Source organism: Erwinia sp. B116 (assembly GCF_002865965.1).
Classification (GTDB): Bacteria; Pseudomonadota; Gammaproteobacteria; order Enterobacterales; family Enterobacteriaceae; genus Erwinia.
The window spans coordinates 1-15,649 of record NZ_JRZZ01000058.1 but is presented as its reverse complement, the minus strand read 5'-3'; the positions used below and the strand labels follow the sequence as shown (position 1 = coordinate 15,649).

14 protein-coding genes and 1 riboswitch are annotated in these 15,649 nt (G+C 59.5%); of the genes, 6 read left to right on the top strand and 8 right to left on the bottom strand.

Annotation, left to right across the window (positions count from 1 at the left end):
- The first annotated feature begins 341 nt into the window (after positions 1-341).
- Positions 342-1,931 (top strand): bifunctional phosphoribosylaminoimidazolecarboxamide formyltransferase/IMP cyclohydrolase, encoded by a 1,590-nt coding sequence (gene purH, locus NV64_RS21450; RefSeq protein ID WP_101506734.1) that lies wholly within the window; start codon positions 342-344, stop codon positions 1,929-1,931.
- 14 nt (positions 1,932-1,945) lie between these two features.
- Positions 1,946-3,226, top strand: a complete 1,281-nt coding sequence (gene purD, locus NV64_RS21445) for a phosphoribosylamine--glycine ligase (protein ID WP_056234923.1) — start codon at positions 1,946-1,948, stop codon at positions 3,224-3,226.
- Between the two features lie 196 nt (positions 3,227-3,422).
- On the opposite strand, the gene NV64_RS21440 is transcribed toward purD, so the two are convergent.
- The 6 genes from NV64_RS21440 to nudC form a co-directional block, all read right to left on the bottom strand.
- Positions 3,423-4,088: a DUF1481 domain-containing protein gene (locus NV64_RS21440; protein ID WP_056234922.1), complete on the bottom strand. Its 666-nt coding sequence runs from the start codon at positions 4,086-4,088 to the stop codon at positions 3,423-3,425.
- 127 nt (positions 4,089-4,215) lie between these two features.
- Positions 4,216-4,488, bottom strand: coding sequence for a nucleoid-associated protein HU-alpha (gene hupA / locus NV64_RS21435; protein ID WP_017803060.1), 273 nt, complete (start codon positions 4,486-4,488; stop codon positions 4,216-4,218).
- A 188-nt stretch (positions 4,489-4,676) separates the two neighbouring features.
- Complete coding sequence (locus NV64_RS21430; RefSeq protein WP_056234919.1) at positions 4,677-5,267, bottom strand: YjaG family protein; 591 nt, start codon at positions 5,265-5,267, stop codon at positions 4,677-4,679.
- A gap of 62 nt (positions 5,268-5,329) precedes the next feature.
- Positions 5,330-5,995, bottom strand: a complete 666-nt coding sequence (gene nfi, locus NV64_RS21425) for a deoxyribonuclease V (RefSeq protein WP_056234917.1) — start codon at positions 5,993-5,995, stop codon at positions 5,330-5,332.
- Positions 5,996-5,997: 2 nt separating this feature from the next.
- On the bottom strand, positions 5,998-7,065 hold the full coding sequence (hemE, locus tag NV64_RS21420) for a uroporphyrinogen decarboxylase (protein ID WP_101506733.1): 1,068 nt from the start codon (positions 7,063-7,065) through the stop codon (positions 5,998-6,000).
- A 39-nt stretch (positions 7,066-7,104) separates the two neighbouring features.
- Positions 7,105-7,878: an NAD(+) diphosphatase gene (gene nudC / locus NV64_RS21415; RefSeq protein WP_056234912.1), complete on the bottom strand. Its 774-nt coding sequence runs from the start codon at positions 7,876-7,878 to the stop codon at positions 7,105-7,107.
- 73 nt (positions 7,879-7,951) lie between these two features.
- Between nudC and NV64_RS21410 the strand changes: the two genes are divergently transcribed.
- The 3 genes from NV64_RS21410 (at position 7,952) to thiE (ending at position 11,333) form a co-directional block, all read left to right on the top strand.
- The gene (locus tag NV64_RS21410) at positions 7,952-8,458 is read left to right on the top strand and encodes an Rsd/AlgQ family anti-sigma factor (protein ID WP_056234910.1); all 507 of its coding nucleotides are present in this window, start codon (positions 7,952-7,954) and stop codon (positions 8,456-8,458) included.
- Positions 8,459-8,575: 117 nt separating this feature from the next.
- Positions 8,576-8,676: riboswitch (TPP riboswitch) on the top strand.
- Between the two features lie 87 nt (positions 8,677-8,763).
- Positions 8,764-10,698 carry a phosphomethylpyrimidine synthase ThiC gene (thiC, locus tag NV64_RS21405; RefSeq protein ID WP_101506732.1) on the top strand — a complete coding sequence of 645 codons (1,935 nt, stop codon included), beginning with the start codon at positions 8,764-8,766 and terminating at the stop codon, positions 10,696-10,698.
- Positions 10,695-11,333: a thiamine phosphate synthase gene (gene thiE / locus NV64_RS21400; protein WP_056234904.1), complete on the top strand. Its 639-nt coding sequence runs from the start codon at positions 10,695-10,697 to the stop codon at positions 11,331-11,333. Before thiC ends, thiE begins: the two co-directional genes overlap by 4 nt.
- Positions 11,334-11,718: 385 nt before the next feature.
- On the opposite strand, the gene NV64_RS21395 is transcribed toward thiE, so the two are convergent.
- The gene (locus tag NV64_RS21395) at positions 11,719-13,215 is read right to left on the bottom strand and encodes a PLP-dependent aminotransferase family protein (protein WP_056234902.1); all 1,497 of its coding nucleotides are present in this window, start codon (positions 13,213-13,215) and stop codon (positions 11,719-11,721) included.
- A 173-nt stretch (positions 13,216-13,388) separates the two neighbouring features.
- Between NV64_RS21395 and NV64_RS21390 the strand changes: the two genes are divergently transcribed.
- Entirely contained in the window at positions 13,389-13,580 is a 192-nt protein-coding gene (locus NV64_RS21390; protein WP_056234899.1) for a DUF1127 domain-containing protein, read from the top strand.
- Between the two features lie 152 nt (positions 13,581-13,732).
- On the opposite strand, the gene NV64_RS21385 is transcribed toward NV64_RS21390, so the two are convergent.
- Positions 13,733-15,460: an ABC transporter ATP-binding protein gene (locus NV64_RS21385; RefSeq protein WP_056234896.1), complete on the bottom strand. Its 1,728-nt coding sequence runs from the start codon at positions 15,458-15,460 to the stop codon at positions 13,733-13,735.
- Positions 15,461-15,649: the final 189 nt, after the last annotated feature.

Below are 15,649 nucleotides of genomic sequence, written 5' to 3'. Positions count from 1 at the left end.
CAACACGCTGGCCTGTAAGCCGTTGTTCCGTGTCGATGGAGGCGCATTATAGGGAGTTCCCGACGGGTGACAAGGGCTAATTTGCGATATTTTATCTGTTTGCTGCAATCCCCAGCAAAAGCCCACCTTATACGCATTTGTGCACAAACTTATCCACAGTTGCCGCAAAACGGCAATTTTGACGAGCATCGCGCAAACGTTTTCGCTACAATGCCCGCGCGTAATGGAAGCCCCCTCCAGGGGCGTTACCTGAAGTTTTCTGTTCCTCTATATAGAAGAGAGCACAGCAGACTTCATATAACGCTCTTATCTATGCGATCCAATGCCAAGGGAAAAACCTAATGCAACAACGTCGTCCTGTACGCCGCGCGCTGCTCAGCGTGTCTGACAAAGCCGGTATCCTCGAATTCGCTCAGGCGCTTTCTCAACGTGGCGTCGAGCTGCTCTCCACCGGCGGTACTGCCCGCCTGTTGGCTGACGCTGGCCTGCCCGTGACTGAAGTCTCTGACTATACCGGTTTCCCGGAAATGATGGATGGACGCGTTAAAACGCTGCACCCGAAAGTGCATGGTGGCATTTTAGGACGCCGCGGTCAGGACGATGCCATCATGGCCGAGCACAGCATCTCTCCGATTGATATGGTGGTCGTTAACCTGTATCCGTTTGCCCAGACCGTGGCCCGTGAAGGCTGCTCGCTGGAAGACGCCGTCGAGAACATCGACATCGGCGGCCCGACCATGGTGCGCTCCGCCGCCAAGAACCATAAAGATGTAGCGATCGTGGTCAAGAGCAGTGACTACCCGGCCATCGTGGCGGAGCTGGATGCGAACGATAACTCGCTGACCCTGGCGACCCGTTTCGACCTGGCGATTAAAGCCTTTGAACACACTGCGGCCTATGACAGCATGATTGCCAACTACTTTGGCAGCCTGGTCCCGGCCTATCACGGTGAGACCACCGAACCGTCCGGTCGCTTCCCGCGCACCCTTAACCTGAACTTTATTAAGAAGCAGGATATGCGTTACGGCGAAAACAGCCATCAGGATGCTGCCTTCTATATAGAAGAGAACGTTAGCGAAGCTTCGGTGGCCACCGCGCAGCAGGTTCAGGGTAAAGCGCTCTCATACAACAACATCGCCGATACCGATGCCGCACTGGAGTGCGTGAAAGAGTTCGAGCAGCCGGCCTGTGTGATCGTCAAGCACGCTAACCCGTGCGGCGTTGCGGTTGGCGGTTCCATTCTTGACGCTTACGAGCGCGCCTGGCAGACCGACCCGACCTCGGCCTTCGGTGGCATTATCGCCTTCAACTGTGAACTGGACGAAGCGACCGCGCAGGCGATCGTCAGCCGTCAGTTCGTTGAAGTGATCATCGCCCCGTCAGCCAGCGAAGCCGCGTTGAAAGTCACCGCCACCAAGCAGAACGTTCGCGTGCTGACCTGTGGCCAGTGGCAGGAACGCCAGACCGGTCTCGACTTTAAGCGCGTTAATGGCGGCCTGCTGGTGCAGGATCGCGATCTGGGTATGGTCGGCGAAAGCCAGCTGCGCGTGGTCAGCAAACGCCAGCCGTCGGAGCAGGAACTGCGTGATGCGTTGTTCTGCTGGAAAGTGGCGAAGTTCGTCAAGTCTAATGCTATCGTTTATGCGCGTGACAATATGACCATCGGCATTGGTGCCGGCCAGATGAGCCGCGTCTATTCCGCAAAAATCGCCGGTATAAAGGCTGCCGATGAAGGCCTGGAAGTAAAAGGTTCTGCCATGGCGTCGGATGCCTTCTTCCCGTTCCGTGATGGCATTGATGCCGCCGCTGCGGTCGGCATTACCTGTGTTATTCAGCCGGGTGGCTCTATTCGTGATGACGAGGTGATCGCCGCCGCGGATGAACACGGCATTGCGATGATCTTCACCGACATGCGCCATTTCCGCCATTAATTACGGAGTCTCAGATGAAAATTTTAGTTATTGGTAATGGCGGCCGTGAACATGCGCTGGCCTGGAAAGCCTCTCAGTCACCGCTGGCAGACGCCGTCTTCGTGGCACCGGGCAATGCCGGTACCGCGCTGGAACCTGCGCTACAGAACGTGGCCATCAGCGCGACGGATATTGCCGGCCTGCTGAGCTTTGCACAAAGCGAGAAGATTGATCTGACCATCGTCGGCCCGGAAGCGCCGCTGGTGATCGGCGTGGTGGACGCCTTCCGCGCCGCCGGTCTGAAAATCTTTGGCCCGACCCAGGCAGCGGCACAGCTGGAGGGCTCGAAGGCCTTTACCAAAGATTTCCTCGCGCGCCATCAGATCCCTACCGGCGGCTATCAGAACTTCACAGAAGTGGAGCCGGCGCTGGCTTACGTACGTGAGCAAGGCGCACCGATCGTTATCAAGGCCGATGGCCTGGCCGCAGGTAAAGGCGTGATTGTGGCGCTGACCCTGCAGGAAGCGGAAGACGCGATCCAGGACATGCTGGCGGGCAACGCCTTTGGCGACGCCGGCCACCGCATTGTGGTGGAAGAGTTCCTTGATGGTGAGGAAGCCAGCTTTATTGTCATGGTCGACGGTGAAAACGTGCTGCCGATGGCGACCAGCCAGGATCATAAACGCGTGGGCGACGGTGATACCGGCCCGAACACCGGCGGTATGGGCGCTTACTCGCCGGCACCGGTAGTGACCGATGAAGTCCACCAGCGTGTGATGGACGAAGTGATCTGGCCAACCGTGCGCGGCATGGCCAGCGAAGGCAACGTCTACACCGGCTTCCTGTACGCTGGCCTGATGATCGACAAAAGCGGCCAGCCAAAGGTGATTGAATTTAACTGCCGCTTTGGCGACCCGGAAACACAGCCAATCATGCTGCGCCTGCAGTCCGACCTGGTCGAACTCTGTCTGGCCGCCGTGGACGGTAAGCTGAACGAGAAAGATTCGGTCTGGGATCCGCGCCCTTCGCTGGGCGTCGTACTGGCCGCCGGTGGTTACCCTGGCGATTACGTCAACGGGGAAGCAATCCACGGCCTGCCGCAGACCGACGCCGCCGACGGTAAGGTGTTCCACGCAGGCACCACGCTGGAGGATGGCGTCGTGGTCACCAGCGGCGGACGCGTGCTGTGCGTCACCGCGCTGGGTGATGATGTGGCCGCCGCGCAAAAACGCGCGTACGAGCTGGCAAAGCCGATCGGCTGGAATGGCAGCTTCTGCCGTAGCGATATCGGCTACCGGGCGATCGACCGCAAGTAAGCCCGACGGGGCGTTGCCCTGAACGGACGTTACACCTGCGGGCTGGACATCATGTCTGGCCCGTTTTTTTTGGGCGTTGATGCAGACGTCAGGGTCCAGGCCTCAGGCGTACAGCACCGCTGCGACGTCAGGGTTCAGGCTTACAGCGCGGCTGCGGGACGCCCTATGGCGTTCTGTTCCTCTGCTGTCCTGACGTTCAGAAGTCAGCTTCTTTCGGTGCGGTCAGGCACAGGTCGTCGGCGGTCACCAGCAACAGCTGCGTACCGGCTGGCGCTTCCAGCCAGGCCACGTTCAGTGCTCCCCGGGCCAGCCGCTGCTGGCGCAGGATCTGCTGCTGCTCACCCGCATCAAATTCCGCCTGACGCCGCTGGCCGTCGCAGCCGGTGACGCTGCCGTCTGCCTGCCAGCGCCCCTGCTGCAACAGCACGCGGCCGCTCAGCAGGTCGTCGCTGATCTTCAGCATCCGCTGCGCGTCAAACTGATACAGCGCTACCGCATCGGCAGAGAGGGGCTCCCGGCGGCCTGCCAGCTGGCGCTGCATAAAGCTCAGGCTGCCATCATGGTCAAACCGCAGCGTCACGTCATCCGACTGGGCCCCCAGCAGATGCCGCTCAATCGAGACCAGCTTGCCCTTTTGCCACAGGTAGTCACGGGTTTCGCCTGCACCGCTGCTGAAGGGCGTCACCGCCACCCGCATGTGGGTGGTCTGAGGATCGCTGTTTTTACGCCAGATACGTACGGCGCCGCGATCGGCCAGATAGCCGCTGGCGGTAAAATCAGGCAGGGAAGAGTGCAAGCTACAGCCTGCCAGCACGGCCAGCATCAGCGAAGGAATAAGTCGTTTTAGCAAGGTCAGCGTCATATGAAAGCGTTTCGCACCATCATCTTCTCACCGCAGCAGAAGCACCCGAGTCCGGGCGGGGGACAAATTACAGATAAACAAAAGGGGCGATAGCGCCCCCCTGTTAAAACCTTTCACCGTAAAGCGATTACTTAACAGCGTCTTTCAGTGCCTTACCAGAAACGAATGCTGGTACATTGGCAGCAGCAATTTTGATCTCGTTGCCAGTCTGCGGGTTGCGGCCAGTACGCTCAGCACGGTGGTTAACTTTAAAGGTACCAAAACCAACCAGTTGTACAGCATCACCTTCTTTCAGAGACTCGGTAATTGCAGCCAGAGTCGATTCCAGTGCAGCTTTAGCCTGGGTCTTTGACAGGTCCGCTTTGTCCGCAATTACATCAATCAGTTGAGTCTTGTTCATAAGTTATCCTTACAGTGTATTTATCGCTTGCTAAGCATCAAGTGCGAGGGAAAAACCAGTGTCTGGCACTCTCCTGCATTCACGCACCGATAGCCACATTTTTCAGCCCCCCAAATGTAGACCAGACAGGGGGCGGATGTGAAGACCAAAGGCGCTACAATTCAGGCCTGAAGTCACGTTTTGCTGTCTTAATGCTGATAATTTATACCGATGTTACTGATCCCGGATTCGCGAAGGTCAGAACGTAGCCCCTTAATCAAATCAAGGTCCCGCTCCTCGCAGGCCGCCAGCAGGCGAAATATCTCCCACTGGATGTCCCACTCCTCTTCTACCGCCGGGTTTAGCTTCAGCTCTTCTTCGGTCATTTCCCGCTCAGCCTGGGTCATTTCCAGCATCGCAACGGTGGTAATCGAGGTCTCGCTAACGGCAATCGCATGCGCCAGCGTTTCACCGCTCAGACGCGAGTGCAGCAGTTCGCTCAGGGCGACGCAGGCATCAATCGCCGGATAGACGCCGTACATATCATAGTCGTCCGCGGAAGGGATCGCCTCTTCCAGTTTTTCCAGCTGGGAGTCGAAATTCACTTTAGCGTCTTTTACCACCAGCGTTTCCCACAGCAGATCGAGAATTCGGCGATAGAGCTGGCCGTCGCCAAAGCCGGACTGCTGACAGAACTCACGGTAGTTCGGTGCCATGCGTTCGCACAGGCAGGCCATAAAAGTAACGTGCTGCCAGCTTTCCAGCTTTTCCAGCCGCAGATGAATCGGGTTACGTAACATATCGGGATCTCAGTATTAACGCGCTGCGGGCAGTGTACCTGAAAAGCCGCCGTGCAGCACGGTTAACCCCGGTCGATGGCGCTAAAAGCGGCGCGTCGCGAGGCAATAGCGTCTGCCCAGCGGGTCGGTTCCGGTAAACGGTAGCCACGCAGGCAGTTTTGTACCCAGGTCAGCGCCGTGTCGTTGCTGATGCGATGCCCGCCGGAGACAAACAGCGGGTTACAGCGCAGCTTGCTGCGCAGCACCCAGCCAATCGACTCTCCCTTATCGGTCAGCGGCTGACAGCTGCCGGGTTCAGCCGCCGGCGGCTCAAATTTACCGCACAGTCGCTTTTTTGCTACCCCCAGCGTCGGCACGTCCACCAGCAGGCCAAAGTGGCTGGCCACGCCCAGCCGACGCGGGTGCGCCATGCCGTGACCGTCGACCATCAGCAGATCGGGATAATGCGTCAGTTGCTGCCACGCGGCCAGCAGCGCAGGCGTTTCGCGAAAGGAGAGGTAGCCGGGGATATAGGGCATGGTGGTGGCAATGCGCGCCACCTGGTAGTCAATCACCCGCAGCGAGGGGTACTCAAGAATCGCCAGGGCGGCACGGGTGACCTCACCGCCCTGTTCAAAGCCGACGTCAGCGCCGCCAATCAGGCGCGGGGGAAACACGTCAAAGTCATCGTGGTGCACCGCTTCTGCTGCCCGTTGCAACTGCTCGGTGCGTAATGCGGTGATATCCATAATTACTCCTGGTGGTAAGGGCGTGACAGGCGGTGTACCGCCTCAACAAACGCGCCGGCATGTTCCGGCGGCACGTCCTGATGGATACCGTGCCCCAGGTTGAAGACGTGGCCGTTACCCTGGCCAAAGCCGTTGAGAATGCCCGCCACTTCCTGCTCGATGCGTGCAGGCGGCGCGTAGAGGATCGACGGATCCATGTTGCCCTGCAGCGCGACTTTATCGCCGACCCGGCGGCGCGCGTCGGCGATATCGGTGGTCCAGTCCAGCCCCAGCGCGTCACAGCCGGTGGCAGCCATCTGTTCAAGCCACTGCCCGCCGCCTTTGGTGAACAGGGTAACCGGCACCCGGCGGCCTTCATTTTCATGCAGCAGGCCGTCGATAATTTTATGCATGTAATGGAGCGAGAACTCCAGATAGTCGCGCCCGGTCAGCACGCCACCCCAGGTATCGAAGATCATTACCGACTGTGCGCCGGCACGGATCTGCGCATTCAGGTAAAGCGTCACGCTGTCCGCCAGCTTGTCCAGCATCAGGTGCAGGGTCTGCGGCTCGGCGTACATCATCTTTTTCAGCTTAGTGAACGCCTTGCTGCTGCCGCCTTCCACCATATAGGTGGCCAGCGTCCACGGGCTGCCGGAAAAACCGATCAGCGGCACTTCCCCGTTGAGGTTTTTACGGATGGTACGCACCGCGTTCATCACGTAGCCCAGCTCACCTTCCGGATCGGGGATCGGCAGCTTGTCGACGTCGGCGCGGCAGGTAATCGGTGAAGAGAAGCGCGGACCTTCCCCCGCTTCAAAGTAAAGCCCCAGCCCCATCGCATCCGGGATGGTCAGAATGTCGGAGAACAGGATCGCGGCATCCAGTGGATAACGGCGCAGCGGTTGCAGCGTCACTTCGCAGGCCAGCTCGGCGTTTTTGCACAGTGACATAAAGTCACCGGCCACGGCACGAGTGGCTTTGTACTCCGGCAAATAACGCCCTGCCTGGCGCATCATCCATACCGGGGTCACATCAACAGGCTGGCGCAGCAAGGCGCGCAGATAACGATCGTTCTTCAGTTCACTCATCTTCAGGCTCTCTCATTTTCAGAGGAATAGTGTATCACGTCATTCCACACCCGCGCGGCACAGCGCCACGGTATCTTCAATCAGCCGGCGGGCAATGGTGCCCGCCGGTGGCAGCAGCGGCAGTGCATCATAGCGATACCAGCCGGCATCCAGCAGCTCCTTCGGGTCGATCTGAATCTCACCGCTGTCATAGTCGGCCATAAACGCCATCATCAGCGACTGCGGGAACGGCCACGGCTGCGAGGCGACATAGCGCACATTTTTCACCCGGAGGCCACTCTCTTCCATAACCTCCCTTGCCACCGTCTGTTCCAGCGTTTCACCCACCTCGGTAAAACCGGCCAGCACCGTGTAAATGCCGTTGCGGTGGCGGGTGTGCTGCGCCAGCAGGATCTCCTCACCGCGGCGGATCGCCACGATCATGCACGGCGCTATCTGCGGATAATACCGCTGGCGGCAGTGATGGCACAGGCAGGCCCATTCGGTCCTGCTGTGGTGCATTTCATGCCCGCAGTAGCCGCACCAGCGATGCGAGCGGTAGAATTCGGCCAGCTGTACGCCACGCCCGACCAGCTGAAACAGCCCGGGCTCCTGATCCAGCAGCTGGCGCAGCGATCCGCACTCCTTGGGGCGGCTTTCGCGGATCAGCCAGACCGGTTCGCCCTGCCATTCGCCCAGCAAGGATCCGCGGGATCCCTCCAGACCCAGTGCTCCGGCCTGGCCGTAAGGTAATTCGCCTTTTGGTAACCAAATTTTGTTTTCGGTGCTGACAACCCACCAGCCAGCGTCTACGCTTGTTAGTTGACGTTCCATAAAATGCTCATTTTCCTCAGCTCATCAAAGCGGATTGAGGTCAGATGTTCAAAATAACACGACGGAGTTGAACATGCTTAACCAGTTAGACGTCCTTACCGCACGCGTTGGCGGTTGCAGCGAACTGGTCGACCTCTGCCTGCATTCACGTAAGCAGTTACTGGTTACCTATTACCAAATGGCCGGTCTGAAGCCGAACAAGGATTCCCTGACCGCACTCGATGAAAACGCGCTGGATAACTTCTGCCACAGCCTGGTGGACTATCTGTCAACCGGCCATTTCACCCTGTACGAGCGTTTTATTAAAGAGCTGGAAGGCAGCGAACAGCTGGCACAGGCGGCAGTGATCTACCCGTCGTTGCAGGCGAATACCGACCGCATTATGCAGATTTATGACTCGCATCTGGAAACGGCGATCGATGATGATAACTGCCTTGAGTTCCAGCAGGCGCTCTCAGGCGTCGGCGAAGCGCTGGAATCCCGCTTCTCGCTGGAAGATAAATTCATCCAGTTAGCGATGGAAAATCACGTGCAAAAACAGATCGCTGCCAACGAACCGACCCTCGCCCGCCCTGCCTGAAATCGTTAGAGATTGGTGAAAGCCTTGTGATTTGTGATCGGCCCCTTTATGCTTCAGGGGCTTTGAGCAGGCGCATTTTGCCCAAAGCCGGTACGCTCTGTTGAGCCATGTACCAGCGTCTTCTTGTCGGAGTGCCCCTCGGGGCTGAGACCGTTAATTCGGGATCCGCGGAACCTGATCAGGTTAATACCTGCGAAGGGAACAAGAGTAAAACAGCTGTAACGGTATCAGGCCGTACGCGTTGATATCGTGCAAATTACTCCCGCCTCCAGGCAAGCATATTTCCCTTTAATCAGGAATTTGCTATGTCTACCGTTGAAAAAAAGTCATCACGCCGTGAGCAGCGCGCCGAAGCGCAGCAGTTTATTGATTCCCTGCAGGGCACCGCTTTTCCGAATTCCAAACGCATCTACCTGACTGGCTCCCGGCCGGATATCCGCGTGCCCATGCGCGAAATCCAGCTCAGCCCGACCGTCACAGGCGGCAGTAAAGACAATCCCACGCTGGAGCAGAATGAGCCGGTGCCGGTCTACGATACCGCCGGCCCGTATGGCGATCCGGCAGCGGCGATTGACGTGCATCGCGGCCTGCCTAAGCTGCGCAGCGGGTGGATTGCCGCGCGCAGTGACAGTGAAGAGATCGACGAACTGAGCTCCACCTACACCCAGCAGCGGCTGGCGGATGACGGGCTGGATCATCTGCGCTTTGAACAGCGGCCGCGCCCACGTCGCGCGCAGGCCGGGCGCTGCGTCACCCAGATGCACTATGCGCGGCTCGGGGTAATCACCCCGGAGATGGAGTTTATCGCCGTGCGCGAGAATATGGGCCGCGAGCGTATCCGCAGCGAGGTGCTGTTGCAGCAGCACCCGGGTAACAGCTTTGGTGCCAGCCTGCCGGAGAACATTACCGCCGAATTTGTGCGCCAGGAGGTGGCCGCCGGGCGGGCGATTATCCCGTCGAACATCAACCACCCTGAGTCTGAGCCGATGATTATCGGCCGCAACTTCCTGGTGAAGGTCAACGCCAATATCGGCAACTCGGCGGTCAGCTCCTCGATCGAAGAAGAGGTAGAGAAGCTGGTGTGGTCGGCACGCTGGGGGGCGGATACGGTAATGGACCTCTCTACCGGACGCTATATTCACGAAACGCGTGAGTGGATCCTGCGTAATAGTCCGGTGCCGATCGGTACCGTACCGATCTATCAGGCGCTGGAGAAGGTCAACGGCGTTGCTGAGGACCTCACCTGGGAAATTTTCCGCGACACGCTGCTGGAGCAGGCGGAACAGGGGGTGGACTACTTTACTATCCACGCCGGTGTGCTGCTGCGCTACGTGCCGATGACCGCGAAGCGCCTGACCGGCATCGTCTCACGCGGCGGATCGATCATGGCTAAGTGGTGCCTGTCGCATCACCAGGAGAGTTTCCTCTATCGCCACTTCCGCGAAATTTGCGAAATCTGTGCCGCCTATGACGTGGCGCTGTCGCTGGGTGACGGCCTGCGCCCCGGCTCAATTCAGGATGCTAACGACGAAGCGCAGTTTGCCGAGCTGCGCACCCTGGGCGAGCTGACCAAAATCGCCTGGGAGTATGACGTACAGGTGATGATTGAAGGCCCCGGTCATGTACCGATGCAGCGCATTCGGGTCAATATGACTGAACAGCTGGAACACTGCCATGAAGCACCGTTCTACACTCTTGGCCCGCTAACCACCGATATTGCGCCGGGCTACGATCACTTCACCTCCGGTATCGGCGCGGCGATGATTGGCTGGTTCGGCTGTGCCATGCTGTGCTACGTGACGCCGAAAGAGCACCTCGGCCTGCCGAATAAGGAGGACGTTAAGCAGGGCCTGATTACCTACAAAATTGCCGCCCACGCCGCCGACCTGGCGAAGGGGCATCCGGGCGCGCAGATCCGCGATAACGCCATGTCGAAGGCGCGCTTCGAATTCCGCTGGGAGGATCAGTTTAACCTGGCGCTGGATCCGCATACTGCGCGCGCCTATCACGATGAAACGCTGCCGCAGGAGTCCGGCAAGGTGGCCCACTTCTGCTCGATGTGCGGGCCTAAGTTCTGTTCGATGAAGATCACCCAGGAAGTGCGCGAGTACGCTGCCCGCCAGGCAGCCGAAGCACAGCCAGTTGAAATAGGCATGCTGCAGATGCCTGAAGAGTTCCGTAACCGGGGCGGTGAACTGTATCATCGCGCCGACACGCTAAAAACCGAGGAAAATGTATGAGTCGTGGTGCCTTCCCCGCCACCGAAGCCCGGCTTGGGCTCTATCCGGTAGTGGAAACCGTAGAATGGATCGACCGCCTGCTGGCGTGCGGCGTGCGCACAATCCAGCTGCGTATTAAAGACCGTCAGGAGGATGAGGTAGAACAGCAGATTGCCGACGCCATTGCGCTGGGCAAACGCTACAACGCACGGCTGTTTATCAACGACTACTGGCGGCTGGCGATTAAGCATCAGGCCTATGGCGTGCATCTGGGCCAGGAGGATTTGAACGTCGCCAACCTTGACGCCATTCATGCCGCCGGCCTGCGCCTGGGGCTTTCCACCCACGACGACGCCGAGCTGGATCGCGCGCTGGCGGAGCAGCCCTCCTATGTTGCGCTGGGGCACGTGTTCCCGACCCGGACCAAGGAGATGCCGTCGGCACCGCAGGGGCTGGAGGAGCTGAGCCGCCACGTTAAACGCCTGCAGGGGATCTCCACCGTGGCGATTGGCGGTATCAGCCTGCAACGCGCACCGGCGGTACTGGCAACCGGCGTCGGCAGCATTGCGGTGGTCAGCGCGATTACCCAGGCCGACGACTGGCAGGCGGCGACCCGCCAGCTGTTGGCGCTGGCGGAGCCGGGCCAGATGAGGTAGCGAGCGGCCGGTCGCCAGGGGGGACGTACACCTTACGATCGGGCAGCAGATCCGTGCTGTTAACGTTGGCGGAACCTATCCCGACAACGTAGTGAGCGGCCGGATGCCAGAGGAATACCTATTTCAGTTCAGGCAGCAGACCCGCGCTGCTGCCTTCCTTCCCCACGGCAACGCCCTCTTCGACTCCGGCTACTCAGCTACCAGGCCTGCAACACCGGTCACGGCACTCTTTTTTGTGTAGTCGTGCACAAAAAAATGACACCGCAGGCAACGTCATCAATAGCGCTGAATACGCATTCCATAACGCCGCACCCGCGCTTTTCCCGCAGCCCACAGCGGGTAGAGTAGAACCGTGGTCAGCCCGGCGGCTGGCTGCCGGGGCCGGTTATCCTTTCCCACCGGCCCCGCCTTCCTCCACCAGCGCCAGCGCGTCCGTAGCTTCGGCTTCGGTCGGCATCTCCGGCATGCAGGCCGCCATCGCCCGCGTCAGCGCCGCACCAATAATGGCCAGTGCCCGATCGGTTTTATCGGTAAACGGATGCCCGTAGCTCAGGCGCAGGCAGTTACGGTATTTGCCGGAGGCCGAGAACAGCGAGCCCACCGCCACCTGTATTTTCGTTTCACGCAGGTCCTGATTCAGCCGGTGCACGTCAAACGGTTCGGGCAGTTCGACCCACAGCAGGAAGCTGCCCTGCGGGCGGGTGACGCAGATGCCGCAGGGAAAGTGATGGCGCAGCCGCCGCGTGAAGATCTCGAGGTTGCGCTGGTAGAGCATGCGCATTCGCCGCAGGTGCGGCAGGTAGTATCCCTGACGAATGAAGTTGGCCACCGCCTGCTGCGCCTGAATCGCGCTGGAGCCGGTGCCGATATACTTCAGGTGCAGCACGCGATCGAAATAGCGCCCCGGCGCGATCCAGCCCACGCGCAGCCCCGGCGCCAGCGTTTTAGAGAAGGAGCTGCACAGCATCACCCGGCCGTCCAGATCCAGCGATTTAACGGTCGCCGGCCGCGGATAGTCAAACGCCAGCTCGCCGTACACGTCATCCTCAATGATCGCCGCATCAAAACGTTGTGCCAGCGCGATCAGCGCCCGCTTGCGCGCTTCCGGCATAATGAAACCCAGCGGATTATTGCAGTTAGGCACCACCACCACGCCTTTGATCGGCCACTGCTCAAACGCCAGTTCCAGCGCTTCAAGGCTGATGCCGGAAACCGAATCGGTCGGAATTTCAATGGCGCGGATGCCGTACCCGTTGAGGGTCTGCATGGTGCCGTGGAAGGTCGGGGACTCCACCGCAATAATGTCGCCGGGCTGGCAGACGGCGCGAATGGCAATCGACAGCGCCTCGTGGCAGCCGGTGGTCACCACAATGTCATCCGCCGTCAGCTGGCAGCCGCTGTCGATCTGCAGGCGGGCAATCTGTTCACGCAGTTCGACCACACCGTACAGATTGTCATAGGCGAGCATCCGCGGATCCATCTGCTGACCGAGGCGGTTGATAATTTTCCACAGCGGCTTCAGCGTTGGCTGGCTGACGTCGGGCATGCCGCTGCCAAGCTGAAAGACGTCGTTATCCAGACGCGCGTTGACCAGCTCCAGCACGCGGTCCCACTGGGTAACCTCCACCGGGCGCTGCACCGGGCGGGTCATCGGCGGGATCGGCGGCACCGCCTTGCGCGGCGTGACAAAGTAGCCGGAGCGCGGCTGCGGGGTGATCAGCTGCTTCTCCTCCAGCAGGTAGTACGCCTGCTGAACGGTGCTGATGCTGACGCCGTGTTCGGCGCTGAGCGTGCGTACCGAAGGCAGGCGCTCTCCGCCCTGATACAACCCCTGCTCAATGCGTTGCGCCAGCAGGTCGGCCAGATGTTGATAACGCGTCATTGTATCCTCTCATTTCCACACATCGACTGAAAACCAGTACAGATGCCGGTGAAAAATACCATTCAGACACACTATCCCCCGTTCTGTATGGCAATAAAAGAGAATTTTTGCATCTGTATCGACTGGGCGGCTAACGGCATAATTTCTCTCAGACGCCATCAGGGGAGAGCAGCATGGAATTTTACGAGAACAGAGCAGCCCGGCCATTCAGCTGGGCCACCGTCCGCACCATTTTTATCCTGCCTTACCGCCGCTGGCAGGCCGCGCGCCTGCGGGCAGCCACCCGCAGGATCCTGGCAGGGCTCAGCCAGGAGCAGCTGAAAGATATCGGCATGACCAGTATGGACGTGCAGCGTTTCAAATGATGTGATGTGGCCTGGTGCGCGGTTTGCACCCCGGGGCAGCAGAGGGTGCTCTGCTGCCCCCTTTTTATTGCCGGTGCAGTTTCCCGGCGGCCTGGCGTGAAGGCTCACGGCAACGCGGCCGTTGTACGCCGAGCCACCGTTAGCCTTACCGATCAGTTCGGTGACCGTGCGGCAAACTGCGCCTGATGCAGGCGGGCATAGTGCCCCTGTTTTGCCAGCAGCTGTCGATGATCGCCCTGCTCCACGATACCGTTATCATCCACCACGATAATGCGGTCTGCATTCTGAATGGTGCTGAGGCGGTGGGCGATCACCAGCGAGGTGCGGCCTGCGGACAGTTCACTCAGCGACTGCTGAATGGCCTGTTCAGTAGCGGTATCCAACGCCGAGGTTGCTTCATCAAGGATCAGGATCGGCGGGTTTTTCAGGAAGATCCGCGCGATCGACAGACGCTGCTTCTGGCCGCCCGACAGTTTGACGCCGCGCTCGCCGACCACCGTGTCCATGCCCTGCGGCAGGCTGGCAATCAGCTCGTCCAGATGGGCCTGACGGGCGGCATGCCAGATCGCCTCTTCGCTGGCGTCCAGCCGGCCGTAGGCGATATTCTCACGGATGGTGCCGCCAAACAGGAACACATCCTGCTGCACGATACCGATCTGACCGCGCAGCGACCGTTGCGTGACGTCGCGGATATCGACGCCATCAATGCGAATGACGCCGCTCTGTACATCATAAAAACGCGGTAGCAGCGAGCAGAGCGTGGTTTTTCCCGCGCCGCTCGGGCCGACAAAGGCGATGGTTTCACCGGCGCGAATGGTCAGGTCGATCTGACTGAGCACTGGCCGATCGGCCTGATAACCGAAGGTCACCTTGTCGAAGGTAATATCCCCGCGCACCGCGTCCAGCGTCACCGCATCGGGTTTGTCGGTAATATCCGGCAGCGTATCAATCAGCTGGGTGAAACGTTTAAAGCCGGCGATGCCTTTCGGATAGCTCTCCAGCACCGCCGAGATTTTCTGCACCGGACGGAAGAATACCTCCACCAGCAGCAGAAAACCGACAAAGCCACCGTAGCTCAGCTGGCCCGCCAGCACGTACCAGGTACCCGCTACCATCACGATCAGCTGCACCAGCCGGGTGCTCAGGTAGCTGAGGGTCATACTGGTGGTCATAATGCGGTAAGCGCGCAGCTTGGTGGTGCGGTAGCTGGCGTTATCATCGGCGAACAGCGCTTCCTCCTTCTGCTCGTTGGCAAAGGCCTTCACCACGCGGATACCACCAATGCTCTCTTCAATACGCGTATTAAAATTACCCACCTGGCTGAACAGCTTGCGCCAGGTCTCCGCCATCTGTGAACCGTGACGGCTGACCAGCCACGACATGCCGGGCACGATCACCAGGGTGATCAGCGCCAGCGGCAGATGCACGCTGGCCATCAGAATAAAGGCACCGATAAAGGTCATGATCGCCAGGAACAGATCTTCCGGCCCGTGGTGGGCAATTTCTCCCACCTCCTCCAGATCCTTCGTCACGTGGGTGATAATATGGCCGGTTTTCGTGTTGTCGTAGTAGCGCAGCGACAGCTTTTGCAGATGGGAAAACGCCTGCTGGCGCATATCGGTCTCAATGCCGACGCCCAGCGCGTGTCCCCAGTAGTTAACGATCGCCATCAGGCCGGTGTTGATCAGATAGATCGCCAGCAGCGCCAGGGCGGCGATCACGATCAGCGGCCAGTCCTGAGCGGGCAGCAGCTTATCAATAAAGGTGCGCACCGCCATCGGGAACGCCAGCTCCAGCAGGCCGGCCAGCACGGCACAGCCGAAATCGATCATAAACAGTTTCTTGTACGGCGCGTAATAGCTAAAAAAACGACGAAGCATAGTATCCTCATTGCAGTAACCGGGCGGCAACGGGCCGCCGGTCAGTTGGCTTTACGGCGTCTGAGACCCTGTTCAGCAGGAATGTTCACAGCCCTGCTGAACGCAGGTTTTGCAGCGGCCCCTGGTAACGGCGGGCTAGCGGGGGGATGCTTCGCTCACCCACAACGACGGCCAGTCACCCGGCTCACC

What these genes read in the sequence shown, in the direction of transcription:
- purH (WP_101506734.1), top strand. Translation starts at nt 342, where the DNA reads ATGCAACAACGTCGTCCTGTACGCCGCGCGCTGCTCAGCGTGTCTGAC.
- NV64_RS21410 (WP_056234910.1), top strand. Translation starts at nt 7,952, where the DNA reads ATGCTTAACCAGTTAGACGTCCTTACCGCACGCGTTGGCGGTTGCAGC.
- NV64_RS21390 (WP_056234899.1), top strand. Translation starts at nt 13,389, where the DNA reads ATGGAATTTTACGAGAACAGAGCAGCCCGGCCATTCAGCTGGGCCACC.
- purD (WP_056234923.1), top strand. Translation starts at nt 1,946, where the DNA reads ATGAAAATTTTAGTTATTGGTAATGGCGGCCGTGAACATGCGCTGGCC.
- NV64_RS21395 (WP_056234902.1), bottom strand. Translation starts at nt 13,215, where the DNA reads ATGACGCGTTATCAACATCTGGCCGACCTGCTGGCGCAACGCATTGAG.
- nfi (WP_056234917.1), bottom strand. Translation starts at nt 5,995, where the DNA reads ATGGATATCACCGCATTACGCACCGAGCAGTTGCAACGGGCAGCAGAA.
- thiE (WP_056234904.1), top strand. Translation starts at nt 10,695, where the DNA reads ATGAGTCGTGGTGCCTTCCCCGCCACCGAAGCCCGGCTTGGGCTCTAT.
- hemE (WP_101506733.1), bottom strand. Translation starts at nt 7,065, where the DNA reads ATGAGTGAACTGAAGAACGATCGTTATCTGCGCGCCTTGCTGCGCCAG.
- NV64_RS21385 (WP_056234896.1), bottom strand. Translation starts at nt 15,460, where the DNA reads ATGCTTCGTCGTTTTTTTAGCTATTACGCGCCGTACAAGAAACTGTTT.
- NV64_RS21440 (WP_056234922.1), bottom strand. Translation starts at nt 4,088, where the DNA reads ATGACGCTGACCTTGCTAAAACGACTTATTCCTTCGCTGATGCTGGCC.
- NV64_RS21430 (WP_056234919.1), bottom strand. Translation starts at nt 5,267, where the DNA reads ATGTTACGTAACCCGATTCATCTGCGGCTGGAAAAGCTGGAAAGCTGG.
- thiC (WP_101506732.1), top strand. Translation starts at nt 8,764, where the DNA reads ATGTCTACCGTTGAAAAAAAGTCATCACGCCGTGAGCAGCGCGCCGAA.
- nudC (WP_056234912.1), bottom strand. Translation starts at nt 7,878, where the DNA reads ATGGAACGTCAACTAACAAGCGTAGACGCTGGCTGGTGGGTTGTCAGC.
- hupA (WP_017803060.1), bottom strand. Translation starts at nt 4,488, where the DNA reads ATGAACAAGACTCAACTGATTGATGTAATTGCGGACAAAGCGGACCTG.